This is a genomic window from Pseudoalteromonas sp. SG41-2, from assembly GCF_014164535.1.
GTDB lineage: Bacteria > Pseudomonadota > Gammaproteobacteria > Enterobacterales > Alteromonadaceae > Pseudoalteromonas > Pseudoalteromonas rhizosphaerae.
In genome coordinates this window covers 75912-95884 of sequence record NZ_JACJFK010000007.1, presented here as the reverse complement: position 1 = coordinate 95884, position 19973 = coordinate 75912, and the positions used below count along the sequence as shown (strand labels likewise).

The following is a 19973-nucleotide window of genomic DNA, read 5'->3' as shown; positions in this document are numbered from 1 at the left end:
TTAGTTGTTTAAAATTTGCTCCATCACCCAACTAGTATGTGCGGCCGAATGACCTGTTGACGGATGTGTAATATTTTCAAATAATGACGAGGCCATATTTTGCACATGATATTGTTGAACATGAGGCGGGTTTTCAATGCTCAGTTGTTGCTGACCACTTTCGTTAATAACCGTAATTGCTTGCTCATCAAATACGCTAAAGCTGATCTCGCCCTTTTCACCGTATAAAGTAACAACATCAAAACGAGAAAAACCACCAAAGTTCCAACTTCCTGAGCCGGTAATACCGTTTTTATGCTGCCAACACGCAGTGATTGCATCAAAAGCGCCATATAAGTTTTGCTGGTTTGTCGCCAGTCCTTTCACTTGTTCATAATCACCAAATAAGTAACCAAATAAATCGAGACCATGGCTGGCTAAATCATCAAAATAACCTCCTGGTGCGATAGTTTTATCGGTACGCCAATTGTAAACACCTGATCTATCTTGCTCGCTGGAGGCTTTACTTAAGTGCCAATTAATATGTCGCACCTGGCCGATTTCGCCCGTGTCAATCAGGCTTTTTACTTTATTAAAGCGCGGTAAAGAACGTCGATAATACGCGACGAACAAGGGAACATTTTTACTGCTGAAAGCTTCAAGAATAACTTCACTGTGAGCCAATGTAGGCGCCAGTGGTTTTTCAATACAACATGGTTTGCCCGCAGCAGCAACTTTTAGCGCAAGCTCCATATGGCTATCTGGAGGCGTTGCGATATACACGGCATCAATATCAGAACTTACGATCAATTCATCGGCCGTTTTAAATACCATAGGCACGTTATGGCGTTTTGCGTAATCTTCAGCGAGTGCGGTATCTCGTCGAGTAACGCCTTGCAACACAAAACCTTTCGTATTTTTATACGCAGGGCCACTTTTCACCTCGGTTACAGCGCCACAGCCAATCATTCCCCAACGGATCTGTTTCGTCATTCTACGTTACCCCAAAATTTGTTTTTGTAATTTGATATTGCATATAAGCATTAATTTTTACGTGTTCTGGACTCCAGCCCATTAAAAATCGGTAAAAGTCAGCCCATACAACTGGCCATAAGGTTTGCCATTCGTTAATAGCAGCATGGCTATATGCGCTTTTATCAAATATGTGCATGGCGTTGGCAAAATATTTAAAGTAATCGGCTAAGTAATCATCAGCTCTTTGTTGTAATTGCTGTTCATTTAAACAACTACCCAAAAAGTACATAACGTCAATAACACCTACTCCAGCGCCAACATATTGAAAGTCATATCCTAAAACTTCCATAGTCGAACTATTAACAGCGAAGTTCGCAAGTTTTGCATCACCATGAATAAGCGTTTGATACTGACATGCCCGAATAGTTTGATCGATGCTGTGTGCTTGTTGCTTGATAGCACAATCTGCCATTTTTTCATACTCGTCTGGCCGAGTGGCTAAATGCCAATAACTCCCCTGCGGCCATAAGCCATCAGCTTTGACTTGAAAATGAAAAGCATGAAAATACGCCAACCACTTAATAATGGCTGTAACATGTGTATGGATTGGTTTTGCGTTTACAAAGCCACACTCTGTAAAATCAGCAAACACTAAGACTTTGTGCTGCTCATGTTCTATGGCATTAAAACACCTTAAAGCACCTGCTCTAGATGGTAATCGCGTCGCATAATGCTGATACCAATAAAATTCGACTTCATAAGAGTGACGCTTTCGGTTAATTGCAAACTCAGTTTGCGAAATTCGCGGATGATTTATGTGATCGGGCACACTAATCGCTTTAATGACGCAGGCTTTACCGTCTAAACGACAACGCACTATTTCACCACAGCCACTCCATAAAGCAGTGATTGTTTCAGTGATTTTAATATTTTTATAATGAAGACCAATTAATGGCAGATAAAAAGACATACGCACCAATATTCATAAAACACCTAGTATGACATAAACATTTTAAGATTAAAGCGCTTACAGGCAACACAGCTCACTACTTAACTACATGTTAGCAATCATTATCTTTTGCCAGCTTACTATTTCAACATAATGTAAACCAATGCATTGATTGAAACGTATCAATCTGCACCAGTTATTAAACGAGTAATATATGTTTTCATTCTTTAAGAAAGACCCAACTAAAAAGTTACATAAGCAGCTTTCTATAAAACTAGAACAAGCAATGCATGCCCAACGTAATGGCGATATACGCAAATACTCAGAACTTTCCTTTGAAGCAGATCAAATAGACAAACAAATAATAGAAATAGAAAAACAAAACAAGTAAATATAATATTTAGCCCGCAGTCTAAAATTATGAAATGGGGCTTTTTATTGAGCCCCGAGAATCGTGGTTGAGTCAATTCATACAAATCAGCCCTTTACACAAACTCACCCTCACTATTTCAACTACTTATCCTGACACCTAATGGTGCTGGGCTAGATTGAATGACCTGAACACAAAGAGCATCCTAGCGCTTGTTAGGGAAGGAATAATTTTATTAACATAGCGAGAAACGTTGAGGCACTATGAGTAAAAACCGGAGGTATCGTAATACCTCCCATTTTAAAAGGCGTTGTTACTTAATAAAGTTATCTCGGATTAATGAAATCACTTCATCTGAGCGACCATTAAGAACGGCTTTTACTCCAAATAAGGCAGTAGAAGCAACTTGGTTAGCCTCTATTTTAGGAGGCATTACTAATTCCATGCGATTAACTTTAACTTCTAATAATGCAGGTCCTTTATGATCTAACCAAGCTTGCATCGTATCTGGGAGTCGCTCTGGAGTATCGACTTGCCACCCCTGCAGACCAATTTGTTCAGCTAATGAAGCAAAATTTGGGTTATGCAGACTCGTATAGTTATCTAGTAGACCTTCAACCCGTTGTTCCATTTCAACAAATCCAAGGGATTCGTTATTGAAAACCAATAATTTCACTGGGATTTGCTCTTGTACTAGTGTCAGCAAATCCCCCATTAACATTGTTAAACCACCATCACCACACATCGCAATCACTTGCCGATGTGGGTATGCATTTGCAATACCTAGCGCTTGGGGATACGCATTTGCCATTGTTCCATGCAGTAGGCTTGTTAAGAATCGACGCTCGCCTGTAGCCTCTAAATGGCGTAGTAACCAGACCATCGGACTCCCACCATCAGCGGTAAATATGGCATTTCTATCGGCTTTATCACTGAGTAATTGCGTTAGATACTGAGGGTGAATGAGCTCACTCTCATGCCTTGCTTTTCCTGCATACTCTTTTTTGTCCTTGTGCCACTGCTCTAGTGCATTATTTAGATGAGAATCATCAGAGCGCTGTTCAAGTAAAGGCAGTAATGCCTCAATTGTATTGGCTACATCACCCACCAACCCCAAATCGATAGGTGTACGTCTTCCTAAATGTTTCGCCTGTGTATCAACTTGAACAATTTGTGCATTTTTCGGATAAAACTGGGTATAGGCGAAGTCAGAGCCTAAACATAGCAATAGATCACAGTCATCCATTGCTTGCATGCCAGCCAAATTACCTAGTATACCTGTCATACCTACATTAAACGGATTATTAGGTTCAACAAACTCTTTTGAACGAGAGCTGTGTGCAATAGGTGCTTTTATTTTATCAGCAAGCGCAACTAGTTGGTCATGTGATTCACGTGCGCCAATCCCCGCATAAATCGTGATCCGCTTTGCACTATGGATCATACCCGCCAAGGTGTTTAAATCTGCGTCATTTGGACGAATTAACGGCTGTGGTTGGTGTACCGACCAAGCGATATCATCTTCAATTTTATTTTTAAATATATCGCCATTCACTACAACCACCGCGACACCTTGATGAGTTAACGCAGCTTGGGCCGCTTGGGCAACGATCCGTCTTGCTTGACTAGGATGATTAATACGCTGGCAAAAAACGGAGCACTGATCGTATATCTTAGTTTGGTCTAATTCCTGTGGAAACCCCATGCCTTCTTCAGAGCTATCTACATTTGAAGCAATGAGTACAACTGGCGATCCGTTACGATGGCTTTCAAAAATACCATTAACAAAATGCAAGCTTCCAGGACCACAGGTGCCGGCACACACAGCTAATTGCCTAGTCATATATGCTTCACTGCCAGCAGCGAATGCCCCCACTTCTTCATGTCGAACATTGATCCACTCTAGAGACGTTTTACTGATTGCATTAGTAAAGTGGTTAATTGTATCACCCACAATACCATAACAACGTTTTGCACCCGCTTTTATTAGCGTGTCAGCAATTACTTCGGAAACTGTAATACTCATTAATAATGCCCTCTATTATGTGCTGATAAAGTTTTTCCCATCGCTTGTGTTATGTCTTTAATGGGTTTGAATGTATCCGGTGAAGCCGCCTCCCACCAATCGCCATAGGCTGTATCTTTAGGTGCGTCAAGCAAGCTATTTGCAGGCAAAAGCGGGTGAATATCAATAATCGACTTAGATTGAGCAGCGTTAACACGGGTAATAATTTGATGCGGGTTAAGCTCGCTTGGGTGAATAACACCACTTGAGCCTACAATTTCAGCCAGTGCTGAGAGAGTTTTGGCATGAAAGCGAGCAGCCCGTTCAGATTGTATATCAATATCTAAGGAGCGTTGACGTTGCGGATCTTGTGTTGCAATGCCTGTAGGACAAGTTCCCTTGTCACAACGCCGCGCCTGAACGCAACCAATCGAAAACATAAATGCACGCGCCGCATTACACTAGTCAGCTCCTAAAGCAATGTGCTTTGCCATTCCCATACCATTATAAATTTTACCGCTGGCACCTAACTTAATATGTTTTCTGAGCCCTGTGCCCACTAACATATTTTGCATCATTACGAGACCATCTTCTAAAGGCATACCAACCCAATCAGACAGTTCACTAGGAGCTGCCCCGGTGCCGCCTTCGGCACCATCTACAACGATAAAATCAGGATAAATCCCTGTACTTAACATTGCTTTGCCTAATGCCATCACTTCATGAGGCATGCCAACACAGAGCTTCAGACCTACGGGTTTATTGCCTGATAACTGACGCATATTTTGCGCAAATTCCAGAAGCTCAATCGGGGTTGAAAATGCAGAATGCCCTGAGGGAGACAAGCAATCTTGATGAATAGGCACTTGTCGCGCGTTGGCTATTTCTTGGGTTACTTTAGAGCCTGGCAACATGCTACCATGACCCGGCTTTGCACCTTGGCTTAGCTTAATTTCAGTCATTTTTACTTGTTCGATTTGCGCTTGGTCAGCAAATTGCTTGGGATCAAAACGACCCTGTTTATCACGACAACCAAAATAGCCAGTGCCGAGTCCCCATACAGTATCGCCACCGTGTTTTTTATGATATTTGCTAAGCCCTCCTTCACCGGTGTCATGATAAAATCCACCAATTGAAGCGCCCTTATTTAAAGCCTCTATCGCTCGCCCAGATAAAGCACCGAAGCTCATGGCCGAAATATTTAATAAAGATGCATTATAGGGTTGGCTAGACTGCTCATTACCAATCGTGACACGTGGTTTTTTATCAGGCTCTGCGCTTGGTGCCATTGAGTGGCACACCCATGTATAACCATCTTCACGGACATTTCGCTCAGTGCCCAGCGGCTGTGTGTCACTTTTACCCTGAGCCCGATTATAAATAAGATTACGCGCAGCAAAACTATATGGCGTCCCTTCTAAATCATCTTCTACAATGTATTGACGCAAAAATGGACGCAAATCATAAAAAATATGGCGCACCCATGCAATTACAGGGTAATTTCTCAAAAGTGTATTACTCTTTTGAAAGCGGTCTCTAACGCCAAGAAAGGATAAAAGTGCAAGTATAATAATTAAACTGAGTGTCCAATAATTATATGAGTCAAAAATGATTAGAAACAAGGCTGTTATCGCCGCGCAAATAGGTAGAAAAGATCGTAGTACTAAATGAAAAAAAGACATGACTTACTTCATGAGACTATAATCCTTTGTCTATTTTAATGAAAACAGCAAACACACTATTCCTAGGTGCGAGTACAGCTTACTTAGTAAATAACTTATTTTTACCCTATCATTTACCTTCTGAACACCACCTTAAATAATCAACAAAAAATTTTATCTTACTCGTTTGGCGAGTTTACATATAAAGATTAATCAATAAATCTCATCGCAAAGCGACACGAATAAACTCTGTAGCTAGATGTTGGTGATATTGTAAACGTGTATGCTAGGAGCTGAAGGTACTAAAAAATAGTCGGCTTTGATTTACTTTCATTCGCAAGTTTATGGCTTTTTGCATTACATTGGTGTTTGGCAACAATGACATTGCCCACTCACTTTAAGTACAAAAAGTGATTAGATCTAATCAAGTAAACTACCTAAGAAGGAATAGCTTACCCGCTTTAACTTGCGGGGTAAGCTATGATAAATAGAGAGTGGTTAAAACTGATACCTTACTGAAGCTTCAATATTACGGGGTGCGCCAAAGAAGCCTTGGTTATAAAAATCAATACTGGAGTAGTACTTTTTATCAAATACGTTGTTGATATTCATTTGACCGCTAAACTGATCTGTAAACTTGTAACGCGCCATCATATTAACCAGCCAATAACTTGCCTGCTCTGCACGATAGGCATTATTAGGGCCAACATTTTCATTATAGATTTCATTTTGCCAATGTGCATTTACACCAAATTTGAACGCCTCATTATAATCATACATTCCAGACAGTTTAACTAAGTGCTCTGGGTTATGTGTTGCAAAAGGATCACCATTTTCATCTTCAGATTTGGTATGTGCGTAGCTGAAATTAGCATTAAATGAATCAGTCACTTGTCCTGAAACTTCCACCTCAAAACCTTTACTCTGCGTACCTTTTTTCCCGATATATGGAAAGCTACCATCAGGCAATGGTTCAGTGAATGAAGGGTCTAGTACTGCTACATTATCTTTTTCGACCTTAAATACGGCAGCAGTAACAAGTAATCGTTCATCAAGCCAAGTACTTTTTACGCCTGCCTCTAAGTTGCTACCCTCTACAGGATCAAGACGTTGATCATTTTTGTCTTTTGCATTTTGTGGCTGGAAAATTTCAGTGTAGCTTGTATAAATTGATACCGTAGGTACAGGTGAGAACACTAGTCCCGCATAAGGAGTGTTAATGCCCGTTTGTTTGTAATTATCAGCACTGTCTATATCATTTTCATAATCATAGCGACTAAAGCGGTTACCTAGAACAAGGGTTAGTTTATCCGTTATACTCAGTTGTGTAGCAATATACGCCCCAACCTGCTGTTCGTTATTTTTTCCGGTAATAGCGGTATCTGCATAAGTAGGTTCAGATACACTGCCATCCCACTGTAAAAAGTTTCCAACGGGATCACCACTGATAGCATAAAATGAATCAGAAGTGACATGCTGATCACTTAAGTTAGCCCCAACAATCAAGCGGTGCTCTCGAGAAAACAACTCAAAAGGACCATCTGCGTATATGCGCGCACTATCCAAAGTACGATCACTTTGATAAATCATTGACGAACCACTCATACCAAGCCCAGTGTCTCGATCAGGATGCCCGCTTAAGTATAATAGTTTGCCATCCATTTTATCATCTCGGCGTTCGTATTCTGCTCTCAACTGCCACCCATTTGTAAAGCTATGCGCTAAATTAACAAAGGCACTGGTATTATCGCGGTCCCAATAGGTCCAGTTTGCTGCCGTTGTACTTGATATAGCTAAATCATCAGCAGAGGAGCCATCTGCATAAAATAAAGGTAATGCACCCCATGTAGAGCCTTTAGGCCTACGTTTCGCATGCTCTATTCCGATGTTCATCTCAGTATTCGCGCCTAAATCAAAACCCACGGTTGTATAAAGTTGAAGATTATCTTTTTCAGCTAAATCAACATGGCTTTCACCTTGATCAATACTCGCAGCTACACGGCCACGAATACTGCCATCGCTATTGAGTGGCGTGTTAAAATCACCTTCAAGTCTAACATTTTGCCATGAACCAACTTTCGCAGTAACGTAACCTTGTTGTTCAAAACCTGCTTTTTTACGGATCAAATTGATTGCCGCTGAAGGTTCACCTGCTCCAGAGAGTAAGCCAGTGGCGCCTCTAACTACTTCCACACGCTCAAAAAGAATGGAATCTGATACTGCTTCTGAAAAAAAGCTATTGTAAAAAACCGGTAAGCCATCATACTGAAAATTGGTAACGGGATTACCACGTGCGCTAAAGAAAAAACGGCTGGTTTCTGCTTTTTGAACATTGATCCCCGCAGCCATTCCCACGACATCTGCAACATTATCTAGTGCAAAGTCTTGAATTGCTTGCGCATCAATTACAGAGATAGACTGAGGAGTTTGTTGCACTGAAAGCATTAAGCCTGTAGCGCTGGTATTATATTCTAACCGTTGCCCTAGCACAGAGATTTTTTCGATATTTGCTTCTTCTGTGCCTTGCTCATTTGCAAAAGCTACACTCGACATTGCTAATGTAACTGCCATAGAGATGTAAGAAATAGTTGGATTAAACATGGACCCTCAAGTCAAATAAAAACAATTTGCACTTAGATTAACGTTTTTTAACAACAAATACAATCATAAAGTTTTACAACCTATAGACTTACAATTGAATAACATATTACTGTGCCGGCGGAATAACACTTGTCTTATTAACGAATAAATATGGATTCTAAGTTTTTTTAGCACAAAAAAAGCGCCTATACTGCAGGCGCTTACATTGTTGAATTAAAAAATATTACTGATTAACAACACTTTTCAGTGGGTTTATCGGTTTTGCATTTTCGTCTAATAAGTTCATATCAAAATCAAACTCATCAACACGAATTGCGCGTTCACGTTTTTTGTTGTAATCAATCAGTTTAGCGTATTCTTCTTCAGTGATTACATTTGCTACAAGTGCATTATCAAGAGTAAGTGCAAAACGAATACCTGGTTTGATTGTTTTAGCACGCAAGGCTTTTTTCACTTTTGCGAGTAAATCTAAACAGCCCATTTTCGCTTTATACGCTTGCTCGTTAATGTAATGTCCATCACCTTCAATAGGTTTAACTAAGTGTGTGATTTGCTTTTTAAATGCCGTGTCAAGTTGCGCTTGTGTAGCTAATTCGCGAATTAAGTCATCGCTAATTTTTGGCATTTTAGTCGAATAGTTCATGGTAATAAAACGCATAAACTTACGTGTGCCACTTGCAGGGAAGTTGTCTAAAAACTTATGCAATGCTTGTTCGGCGCTTTGTAATGCAAAACGTGTTGCGTAGTGGAAATATGGCGCTGCTTGCTCGCGTTCACTGCTTGCCACTTTTTGCTCATAATATTTAATTGATGCCATTGCCGCATATAAGAAGCTCATTACATCGCCTAAACGGGCTGATAGCATTTCCGCTTGTTTAAGTTTTCCGCCGAGTACCAGTAACGAAAAATCTGCATATACTGCTAATTTAGCTGATAATTTATGAGCTGCTTTTTCATATTCACGTACTTCTGGAAGTGGTGAATTAGCACCTGCTGTAAATGGTAATACGCCTAAACGAAATGCACGTAAACTGTTTGCTACGCTATAACCGACTGTTTTACGTAGAATGCGGTTAAATTCTTTATCTGCGTTTTTATCTTCGCTGTGGATTGATTCAACCATCGATTGTAAATATGGGTGACAACGCATTACACCTTGACCAAAGATCATCAAGTTACGTGTAAGAATGTTGGCGCCTTCAACCGTGATGGCAATTGGCTGTGCAACATAGCCGCTTGCTAACGTATTTTGCGGGCCGTTCTGAATTGCTTTACCAGCTTGAATATCCATTGCTGAGTCAAGCACGTCGCGACCAATTTCAGTCATATGATATTTTGCAATTGCAGTCACAACCGATGGCTTTAAGCCCATGCCTAAACCTTCGGTTGTAAGTACACGCATTGCTTCTTGCAGGTATGTTTTACCAGCAATATCAGCGAGTTTTTCTTGAATACCTTCAAACTGACCGATTGCTAAGCCAAATTGCTCACGTACCGCAGCGTATTCAGAGGCACCTTTAAATGCTACCTGAGATGAACTAACACCTAATGCAGGTAATGAAATACCTCGGCCAGCACCTAAACAGCTAACCAACATTTGCCAGCCACGGCCGATGTTCTTTTGCCCACCAATAATGAAGTCCATTGGCACAAATACTTTGTTGCCACGCGTAGTGCCGTTGTAAAAACGAATCCCCATTGGATCATGGCGATTACCAAGTTCAACACCTGGGTGCTCTTTTGGAATAAGTGCACACGTAATACCGAGGTTTTCTTTACCACCTAGCAAGCCATTTGGATCAACCACTTTAAATGCTAAACCAAGTACGGTGGCAATTGGCGCAAGGGTGATATAACGCTTGTCCCAAGTGATCTCAAGGCCAAGAACTTCTTCGCCGTTATACATGCCTTTAGTCACTGTGCCTAAATCTGGAATGCCACCGGCATCAGAACCAGCCTCTGGGCTAGTGAGTGCAAAACATGGAATGTCACGGCCATTGGCTAGGCGTGGTAAATAATGTGCTTGCTGCTCTTTAGTACCAAAGTGCAGTAGTAACTCACCAGGGCCTAACGAGTTAGGAACCATAACGGTTACTGCAACAGCAGAACTTTTAGTGGCGATTGTGCCAACGATAGTTGAGTTTGCGTAAGGGCTAAACTCTAAACCACCGAATGATTTAGGAATGATAAGTGAAAAGAAACGTTCCTTTTTCAGAAAATCTAAAATGTATTCAGGTAAATGAATGCCATTTTGAATTTCTGTATCGTCGATCATACCCAATAGCTCTTGTAATGGGCCGTCGATAAATGCTTGTTCATCTGCGCTCAATACAGCAGCAGGGACTGCGCGAAGTGCGTTGAAGTCAGGCTTACCTTGGTAAATAGAGCCTTCTAACCACACATCACCCGCATCAAGGGCTTCTTGTTCAGTGATAGAAATACTTGGTAATACTTTTTTTAATTTTGTACGTAAACTCATAATCAACTCATCCGACCAGACAATAATACCTACATTACGTCATAAAAAATGGTTTAGATCAATTACTCTAAGCAATTTTTTAACAGTTTTTTCAATTTATTTATTTTTAGGCTATCTAAGCCATTGAATAAAAAGAGCTAACACTTGTACGCTGAAAAGTATTTAGTTGATTTTTTTTTACTAAAAAACGCTAAAATAATTAAACCTCAATAACAATAGAAAAAAATGAGGGAAAATAAACATATGTTAAAGTTTGTGCAAGGTATTACTGTTAGCTTATCGACTGTTAACTAACACTGTAAATCACCACTAAAAGTCAGCTAATTTGCCATTACACAGTTTTATTAATGTATTGGGATCAAGTGCAATTTCAAGGCCGCGTTTACCAGCGCTTACATAAATAATATCAAACTGCTTTGCGCTACTATGAAGGTAAGTTGCTAAGCGTTTTTTTTGCCCTAATGGACTTACGCCACCAAGAATATATCCGGTGCTATTTTCTACCTTTTGTGCAGCGGCCATATGTACTTTTTTAACACCACATGCTTTTGCTAAGAGCTTTAAGTTAACTTGTTGACTCACAGGCGTAATTGCCACTACTAACTGCAATTCATTGGTTTCAAATACTAAGGTTTTGAAAACCTGCTCAGCGGCTAGATTTAACTTTTCAACAGCTTCTAAACCAAAGCTATGTGTACTTGAGTTATGCTCATAACTGAGCAGCTCAAAAGTGGCCTTGTGTTTTTTTAATAATTGTGTGGCTGGCGTCATGACTAACTCCATTGAATTGTTAACTGCTTTAAAATTAACAAAAAAAGAGTACCAAGGTACTCTTTTTTAAACTATATATACTGGCTAAATAATATTAACAACAGGGATTAAACGACTCTTTGCAGCCATTTTATTACCATAAATACGCATAGAGCTTATTGCCAATGCAATAACGACAGCGCACCCGAGTAACCAAAATGCCGAAAACATCGGAGATTGCTTAAAGTTACCCACTTGATACACCACAGAGGCTGTGATGTAAGCAAGCCCTGTTGACCAAATTGCAACAAATAGCATCCATTTCATTCCAGCTTCTCGGTACATAGCGCCCATCACCGCCACACACGGTGTATAAAGCAATACAAAAACTAAGTAACTGAATGCAGCAAGTTGACTGCTAAATAGGTTTTCCATGGTTGCGAAGGTCGATACATTCACTTCTTGATCAATGGCCGCACTACTTTGATCGCTCACATTAGTGACATTTAAACCCAGTGGATCGAGTAAATTACCAAATACGTCTATTAGGTTTGCAGGAATACTCGCGAATGCTTCAGCCACTTTATCGATGACATTAACTGGCTCTTCATTCACAGCCGCTACGCCATCTAAATTTGAATATAAACTATCTAAAGTGCCAACTACTGCCTCTTTAGCAAATACGCCAGTAAAAATACCGACAGTTGCAGGCCAATTATCTTGCTCTACCCCGATAGGAGCAAACACCGGTGTTGCAATTTTTGAAATTTCACTGAGCATCGATTTATCTGTGTTGTCATTGCCAAAAGTAAAATCAGTACCTATGGAGCTTAATATTTTTAAAATAACAAACACCACAATTATAGTTTTACCGGCGCGCATACAAAAGCTTTTTAAGCGCTCCCATGCTTTGTAAAGTACGCCTTTTGCCGTTGGCATATGATACGCAGGTAATTCGAGAATAAACGGGGTAAGCGTTGGACTAAACAAGGTATTTTTAAGTACCAAACCGGTTAATACCGCCATAACAATACCTAAAATATACAGTGCAAATACTAAGTTTTGGCCATTAGTGGTAAAAAAGGCAGCGACAAACAAGGCATACACACTTAAGCGCGCGCCACATGACATAAATGGTGACATGGCAATAGTCAGTAAGCGATCTTTATGGGTTTCTAAAGTACGAGTTGCCATTACTGATGGCACGTTACAGCCAAAGCCAACAATTAAAGGCACAAACGCTTTACCCGGTAAACCAATGGCGCGCATTAATCTATCCATGATAAAAGCAGCACGCGCCATATAACCTGAATCTTCAATAAAGGCTAAACAAAAGTATAAAAAGCCAATCACCGGGATAAAGGTGGCAACAAGCTGAATACCACCACCTATACCGTCCGCAAGCAATGCGCGTAGCCAATCAGGTGCGCCTAATGAAGTTAATATTTCACCAAAGCCATCGACTAAAATCGCACCTACAGCAATATCGAAAAAGTCTATAAATGCGCCGCCTACATTTACCGCAACAGTAAACATTAAATACATGATCCCTAAAAATATTGGGATCCCTAAAAAACGATTGATCACTACCGCATCTATTTTATCACTAATGGTTTCAGAGGCGATGCCTTTAGTATTTTGAGCAAGTTCAGCCAGTTGATGGGCAAACTCATAACGACCATTGGCAAAAAGCACATCAAGTTCATGGTGATCGGCAAACTGTTCAAATTCAGCTTTTGCCACTGCCAGTGTTTGTTTATCAGCATAGCCAAAACAGCTTTCATCTTGCTCTAATAACCGCAATGACAACCAATCAGTGTCGATGTTTTCTATCGGTTTATTATTGGCAGTAAAACTGGCTGCAATGTTGTTGGCCGCTTGCGTTATTTTTTGCTCATAACTAGGGATATGCATTGATACTTTTTTAAGTTTAAGCCCTTGTGCAATAAACTCTTTTAAACCAGTAATGTCTGTTTTATTATTTGCACTTAAGGCAATCACAGGGCATCCAAGTCGCTTTTCTAGCGCCTTTGGATCCGTTACTAAACCATTTCGTTTTGCCACATCGACCATATTTAGCACGACGAGTAAAGGTACTTTCATCTCAAGCAGCTGAGCGGTGAGGTATAAATTGCGTTCAAGATTTGATGCATCAAGAATATTGATGATCAGTTGTGATTCACCACTGAGTGCATAATCACGCGCAATTTTTTCATCTAAAGGGGTTTGTGCATTTACATCTAAAGAATAAGTGCCGGGCAAATCAACCAAGTCGACAGTCTGATCAGCCACTTTAAATTGACCAATTTTCTTATCGATGGTCACCCCTGACCAGTTACCTACTTTCTGTTTGCTACCGGTTAAAGCGTTGAATAGTGTAGTTTTACCACAGTTTGGGTTACCTATTACGGCAATGTTTGGATTCATACTGCGAGTTCCAAATTAATTGATTTTGCCTCGGATTTACGAAGACTAAGAACGGTACCGCGAACTTTGACAATCATCGGATCGCCAAATGGAGAAAAGCGTAATACGTGGACAGGAGCGCCTGGCGTTAAACCCATTGCAAGTAATTTCTGGCGCAACAAACTCGCATTAGGATCGATGCTTACAACAGAGCCATGTTGGCCAATTACTAATTCGTCTAACGTTAACATGCCATCTCATTTCATTTAATACATCAATGGCGCTGATTTTACGCCGATTATTCAATCATGCAAGTGAGACTAATTATCATATCGATAAGTAATGCAAAATAAAGCAGCAATGGCATTTAATTACCCATATAGGTAGGGGCCGAAATTTCATTTGATAAGATAAAATAGCCGTTAAGTGACAGGTGATTAACGAGCCTAATCGCTGTGTAAAGGTAGCATTATGAATATGTATTACTGCGTGGTTGTCAACAAAGCGCTTATTTTTGTCAGATTAATAAGCTTTTGTTAGCCAATAAAAAATGGCGCTAATTAGCGCCATTTTGTAAGTAATGAGTGATTACTTAGTTAAATCATCAAAGAACTTTTTTACACCATCAAAAAAGCCTTTTTCTTTTGGACGGTTTTTAGAACCATCCTTACCCATGCTTTGCTCAAGCTCTTGCAATAACTCGCGTTGGCGTTCATTTAACTTAACGGGTGTTTCTATTACCACTTTACAGATCAAGTCACCAACTGCGCCACTACGGACAGACTTAACACCTTTACCGCGCATACGGAACATTTTGCCCGTTTGACTCTCAGCTGGGATCTTCAATTTAGCACGACCATCTAAAGTCGGTACTTCAATTTCGCCACCAAGAGCAGCCGTTGTAAACCCAATCGGCACTTCACAATATAGGTTATTACCATCACGCTCAAAGATACGGTGTTCACGTACCGATACCTGCACATACAAGTCACCAGCGGGTGCACCATGTACCCCTGCTTCACCTTCGCCAGATAAACGAATGCGGTCGCCAGTATCAACCCCGGCTGGGATTTTAACCGATAATGTTTTGGTTTTTTCCACACGGCCTTGACCATGACAGCTATTACATGGATCAGAAATTATCTGACCAGTGCCCTGACAGGTTGGACAGGTTTGTTGCACAGCAAAAAAACCTTGGCGCATTTGCACTTGGCCTGCACCATGACAAGTCGTACATGTTTTCGGTTTAGAACCCGCTTTTGCACCGCTGCCGTCACACGGCTCACAGCTCACCCACGTAGGTACTTTAATTTCTACTTCTTTACCACGAACCGCTTCTTCTAAGCTTAAGTCCATGTTGTAACGTAGGTCTGAACCTCGTTGCTGACGCGATTGACGACGGCCACCACCGCCTCCAAAAATATCACCAAACACGTCACCAAATACATCACCAAAGTCACCATGGCCGCCACCAAAGCCGCCATGACCACCACCGCCACCGCCTTGTTCAAACGCAGCATGGCCGTATTGATCATACATTTGACGTTTTTGACTGTCAGTGAGGATCTCGTAAGCTTCTTTTACTTCCTTGAATTTAGTTTCAAGTTCTTTATCGCCTGCGGTACGATCTGGATGATATTTCATCGCTAAGCGTTTATACGCTTTTTTTACGTCTCTTTCGCTGGCGTCTTTTGCCACTCCAAGGACTTCATAATAATCGCGTTTTGACATATCTATCACACTACTCTTTTCTTACTGCAGCATTGCTGCGGATAAATCGATAAATCGTATCGATTTATCATCTAATTTACATGCAAAAGGCGCGTCAAGCTTTAGCCCGCGCGCCTTAGTTGTTCATCCTAACTTAAATTGCGATATCAGTCATCGTGTTTTCAGTTAGGCGAAGCGCTAACAACAATTACTTGTCGTCTTTAACTTCTTCGAACTCAGCATCCACTACGTCGTCATCTTTCTTCGCAGATTGTTGCTGCTCGGCACCGGCGTCACCACCTTGTTGTGCTTTAGCTTGTGCAATTTCCATTAACTTTTGTGACTTTTCAGCAAGCGCTTGAGTTTTTGCTTCAATCTCGTCTTTTTTGTCACTCTTAATCGCAGCTTCAAGGTCAACAACAGCCGCTTCAATTGCGTCTTTGTCTTCGCTTGGTAATGCATCACCCGCTTCTTCAATTTGCTTACGTGTACCGTGAACAAGTGCATCAGCTTGGTTACGTGCAGCTACTAACTCTTCAAACTTTTTATCGTCTTCTGCGTGTGCTTCGGCATCACGAACCATTTTTTCAACTTCTTCATCGCTTAAGCCTGAAGATGCTTGAATGGTGATTTTTTGCTCTTTACCTGTGTCTTTATCTTTTGCAGATACATGTAAGATACCATCAGCGTCCACATCAAAAGTAACTTCGATTTGTGGTGTACCACGTTGTGCTGGACGAATACCTTCTAGGTTAAATTGACCTAGTGATTTGTTGTCGCTAGCACGTTTACGCTCACCTTGTAAGACATGGATAGTTACTGCGGCTTGATTATCTTCAGCAGTTGAGAATGTTTGCGATTTCTTCGTTGGAATAGTCGTATTTTTCTCAATTAACGCCGTCATTACAGAGCCCATAGTCTCAATACCTAGAGATAATGGCGAAACGTCTAGTAATAGTACATCTTTAACATCACCAGCAAGTACACCACCTTGAATCGCTGCGCCCACGGCTACTGCTTCATCAGGGTTAACGTCTTTACGTGGCTCTTTTCCGAAGAAATCAGCAACTGTTTTTTGTACTAAAGGCATACGTGTTTGACCACCAACAAGGATGATGTCGTCAATGTCGCTTACTGATAAATCAGCATCAGCAAGGGCACGTTTTAATGGCTCTAGTGACTTCATTACTAAATCTTCAACTAGTGACTCAAGCTTAGCGCGTGTTAGTTTCACGTTCATGTGCTTAGGACCAGTTGCATCAGCAGTTACGTACGGAAGATTTACTTCTGTAGATTGTGCAGATGATAATTCAATTTTTGCTTTTTCAGCCGCTTCTTTAACACGTTGCATTGCAAGTGGATCAGTTTTTAAGTCTAAACCTTGATCTTTTTTGAATTCAGCAACTAAATAGTTGATTACGCGGTTATCGAAATCTTCACCACCTAAGTGAGTGTCGCCATTTGTAGCTAGTACTTCAAATGTGTGCTCACCTTCAACTTCATCAATTTCAATGATTGATAAATCGAAAGTACCACCACCTAAGTCATATACTGCAACAACGTTTTCGCCTTTGTTTTTGTCCATGCCATAAGCAAGGGCAGCAGCAGTTGGCTCATTGATGATACGTTTAACTTCAAGACCTGCAATACGCCCAGCATCTTTAGTAGCTTGACGTTGTGAATCATTAAAGTAAGCAGGTACTGTAATAACCGCTTCAGTTACTGCTTCACCTAAGAAGTCTTCAGCTGTTTTTTTCATTTTTTTCAAAACTTCAGCTGAAATTTGTGGTGCAGCGCGTTTTTCGCCGCCCGCTTCAACCCATGCATCACCATTATCTGCTTTGATAATTTTAAAAGGCATGATGCCGATATCACGTTGTACTTCTTCGTCTTCAAAGCGACGACCAATTAAACGCTTAATTGCAAATAGTGTGTTTGTCGGGTTAGTAACCGCTTGACGTTTAGCAGATTGACCTACTAAAGTTTCACCGTCTTGCGTATAAGCTATAATAGACGGAGTGGTACGATCGCCTTCCGCGTTTTCAATAACACGTGCTTTGCCACCATCAAGTACTGCAACACAAGAGTTAGTAGTACCTAAGTCGATTCCGATAATTTTACCCATGAAATATCTCCAACTTCAAAATTCATTAATACGTTCGATGACTAGTAGATAGGGATGCCACAAACTTAATTCAACTGTAAAAATGAAAAAAAAGTGCTTTTTTGTAATTTATTTTGCAAATAACCCTAATTAATGTGTGGATTGACGTTTTTTGCATCATTAGGGGCCATTTCACAATCTGGTCTGATGAGTTTTTCTGTGTTATAAAATCACTAATAAATAAAAATGTCTCAAAGGATCACTATGCATTTTGACCAACTACTACAGCAAGCGGCACTTATAGGTCAGCTTCCCCCTTCAGAGCAAACTTACGCAACAATGCAATTTCCTGCTAACTGGTGCCAAGGTCGAACTGCTTTTGGCGGTTTATCAGCCTCATTACTGTATCAGGCAATGCGTCAACAAATAGAACCAAGTCGTCGTTTGTTATCTATTAGTACAAATTTTGTAGGTCCTTTATTAGCAGATGCTGATTTTTCTCTTTCCGTCGAAATTTTACGGGAAGGAAAAAGTAGCACACAAGTACTGGCTAAAGCGCTGCAGAACGGCCAAGTAAGCGTGGTCGTACAAGCGTGTTTTGCAAAATCGCGAGATTCAGCTATTAAGGTACCAGTGACAAAAACAATGAGCCTAAAACCGGTTAATGAACGTTACACTTTACCATTTCAGTCAGGTGCCATGCCGGAATTCTTCCAACATGTCGCGCTTTGTCCTCAGCAAGGTGCAATGCCGTTTACAGCAGCCCAAACGTCGCATTTAGGCGGCTGGATGAAATTAAAACAGTCGCCAGCAGAACTAAGTGAGGCACATATTATTGCCTTAACGGATGCATGGCCGCCTACTTTATTACAAATGTTTAACCAACCAGCGCCCGCCAGTAGCATGTCGTGGTATTTAGAGTTTGTGAAAACACCGCAGTTGGCAGCCGACGAGTGGCTTGGATTTGAAGCAGTAACTCACCACTGTAAAGATGGTTATGGTTTAGAAGATGGCTGTATTTGGTCACAATCCGGTGAGTTGCTTGCGCTTACCCGCCAAACAGTAGCATTATTTGATTGAGTTTGGTTCTACAGCCTGAGCATAATCGCTGCCATCAAAGGCCATAATTTTACTGTACTGCCCATTTGCAATGATATGGGCAAGTCCCGTATCAAAAATCTCTTGTAGCACTTTACTATTAAAGTAGGCAGGGCGAGGTGCCTCAGGAAATATAGGGTGTATAGTAATAGGCTTAATTGGGTGCGATTCTTTATACTGCTGTAAATAATGTAAAAACACCCGTTTCTCTAGTACCACCACATCAACCCACTCTTTCATTAAATGATCCACCTGCGCCGCTTGGTATACAACTTCTTCATAGGAACTCAGTTTAGTTGTTAATGTTTTAAATGGTGGCGGCAAAAATTCGGTGGCATTTTGAAAGGCGACAACACTCTTACCCGATAAATCATACACAGTGTTAATTTTAAAATGATTTTTCTGCAGGCTCACCGCTACATTTTGATAAGCCAATAGACTTTGACTGGAAAAAATAGCAGGGCTCGTCACGCCCGCATAATTCATCGCAATATCGACCTGCATTTGTTCTAAGGACTGCCCTGCACGCTTATTAGACATGTAAACGATATCTAGGTTGGTTATACCTTGATCTTTAAACGCAGATTTTAAAATCTGCAACTGCAAGCCGGTATCATCCTCACTAAAGACGTAAGGAGGCAAAGAAGGGCTTACCGCAACGGTAATAATGTCGCTAGATTTTGGCGCAGCTAAACTCAATGCAAAAGTGCTATATAAAACAAAAAAAAACACTATAAAATACTTCATTCACCACCCACAGATAGATGCTTTTTAGCAACTGTAAAATTACATGACAACTTTCTTATTAGGCTAGCCTAGTTAAACCAATTTCGCATTTGTATTTAGCATATAATTGATGCAAACTTGATCTAAGATACTTCTAAGT

General features: G+C 40.7%; 13 protein-coding genes and 1 pseudogene. 2 read left to right on the top strand and 12 right to left on the bottom strand.

Annotation, left to right across the window (positions count from 1 at the left end):
* Together H5186_RS07515 and H5186_RS07510 are read right to left on the bottom strand one after the other, a co-directional pair.
* Complete coding sequence (locus H5186_RS07515; protein ID WP_182718723.1) at positions 1-972, bottom strand: Gfo/Idh/MocA family protein; 972 nt, start codon at positions 970-972, stop codon at positions 1-3.
* A 1-nt stretch (position 973) separates the two neighbouring features.
* Positions 974-1924 carry an oxidoreductase family protein gene (locus tag H5186_RS07510; RefSeq protein ID WP_182718722.1) on the bottom strand — a complete coding sequence of 317 codons (951 nt, stop codon included), beginning with the start codon at positions 1922-1924 and terminating at the stop codon, positions 974-976.
* A gap of 193 nt (positions 1925-2117) precedes the next feature.
* Between H5186_RS07510 and H5186_RS07505 the strand changes: the two genes are divergently transcribed.
* The gene (locus H5186_RS07505; RefSeq protein ID WP_182718721.1) at positions 2118-2294 is read left to right on the top strand and encodes a DUF6435 family protein; all 177 of its coding nucleotides are present in this window, start codon (positions 2118-2120) and stop codon (positions 2292-2294) included.
* 292 nt (positions 2295-2586) lie between these two features.
* On the opposite strand, the gene H5186_RS07500 is transcribed toward H5186_RS07505, so the two are convergent.
* The 9 genes and pseudogenes from H5186_RS07500 to dnaK all read right to left on the bottom strand — a co-directional run bounded on the left by H5186_RS07500 (position 2587) and on the right by dnaK (position 18010).
* On the bottom strand, positions 2587-4299 hold the full coding sequence (locus tag H5186_RS07500; RefSeq protein ID WP_182794285.1) for a thiamine pyrophosphate-dependent enzyme: 1713 nt from the start codon (positions 4297-4299) through the stop codon (positions 2587-2589).
* A pseudogene (locus H5186_RS23015) lies at positions 4299-5567 on the bottom strand (FMN-binding glutamate synthase family protein). Before H5186_RS23015 ends, H5186_RS07500 begins: the two are co-directional and overlap by 1 nt.
* Before the next feature lie 870 nt (positions 5568-6437).
* On the bottom strand, positions 6438-8540 hold the full coding sequence (locus tag H5186_RS07490; RefSeq protein WP_182794284.1) for a TonB-dependent siderophore receptor: 2103 nt from the start codon (positions 8538-8540) through the stop codon (positions 6438-6440).
* A gap of 223 nt (positions 8541-8763) precedes the next feature.
* The gene (locus H5186_RS07485; RefSeq protein ID WP_145236077.1) at positions 8764-11019 is read right to left on the bottom strand and encodes an acyl-CoA dehydrogenase; all 2256 of its coding nucleotides are present in this window, start codon (positions 11017-11019) and stop codon (positions 8764-8766) included.
* Positions 11020-11328: 309 nt separating this feature from the next.
* On the bottom strand, positions 11329-11790 hold the full coding sequence (gene ybaK / locus H5186_RS07480) for a Cys-tRNA(Pro) deacylase (RefSeq protein ID WP_145236081.1): 462 nt from the start codon (positions 11788-11790) through the stop codon (positions 11329-11331).
* Between the two features lie 84 nt (positions 11791-11874).
* Positions 11875-14196 (bottom strand): Fe(2+) transporter permease subunit FeoB, encoded by a 2322-nt coding sequence (feoB, locus tag H5186_RS07475; protein ID WP_182740079.1) that lies wholly within the window; start codon positions 14194-14196, stop codon positions 11875-11877.
* Positions 14193-14426 carry a FeoA family protein gene (locus H5186_RS07470; RefSeq protein ID WP_149980124.1) on the bottom strand — a complete coding sequence of 78 codons (234 nt, stop codon included), beginning with the start codon at positions 14424-14426 and terminating at the stop codon, positions 14193-14195. The genes feoB and H5186_RS07470 overlap by 4 nt, the downstream gene beginning before the upstream one ends.
* A gap of 337 nt (positions 14427-14763) precedes the next feature.
* Positions 14764-15906, bottom strand: a complete 1143-nt coding sequence (dnaJ, locus tag H5186_RS07465; protein WP_145236090.1) for a molecular chaperone DnaJ — start codon at positions 15904-15906, stop codon at positions 14764-14766.
* A 187-nt stretch (positions 15907-16093) separates the two neighbouring features.
* Positions 16094-18010: a molecular chaperone DnaK gene (dnaK, locus tag H5186_RS07460; RefSeq protein ID WP_149980123.1), complete on the bottom strand. Its 1917-nt coding sequence runs from the start codon at positions 18008-18010 to the stop codon at positions 16094-16096.
* 243 nt (positions 18011-18253) lie between these two features.
* On the opposite strand from dnaK, the gene H5186_RS07455 reads away from it, so the two are divergent.
* The gene (locus H5186_RS07455; RefSeq protein ID WP_149980122.1) at positions 18254-19069 is read left to right on the top strand and encodes an acyl-CoA thioesterase II; all 816 of its coding nucleotides are present in this window, start codon (positions 18254-18256) and stop codon (positions 19067-19069) included.
* On the opposite strand, the gene H5186_RS07450 is transcribed toward H5186_RS07455, so the two are convergent.
* Positions 19058-19786: an ABC transporter substrate-binding protein gene (locus H5186_RS07450; RefSeq protein WP_259398786.1), complete on the bottom strand. Its 729-nt coding sequence runs from the start codon at positions 19784-19786 to the stop codon at positions 19058-19060. The two genes, H5186_RS07455 and H5186_RS07450, sit on opposite strands and share 12 nt — an antisense overlap.
* Positions 19787-19973 lie beyond the last annotated feature (187 nt).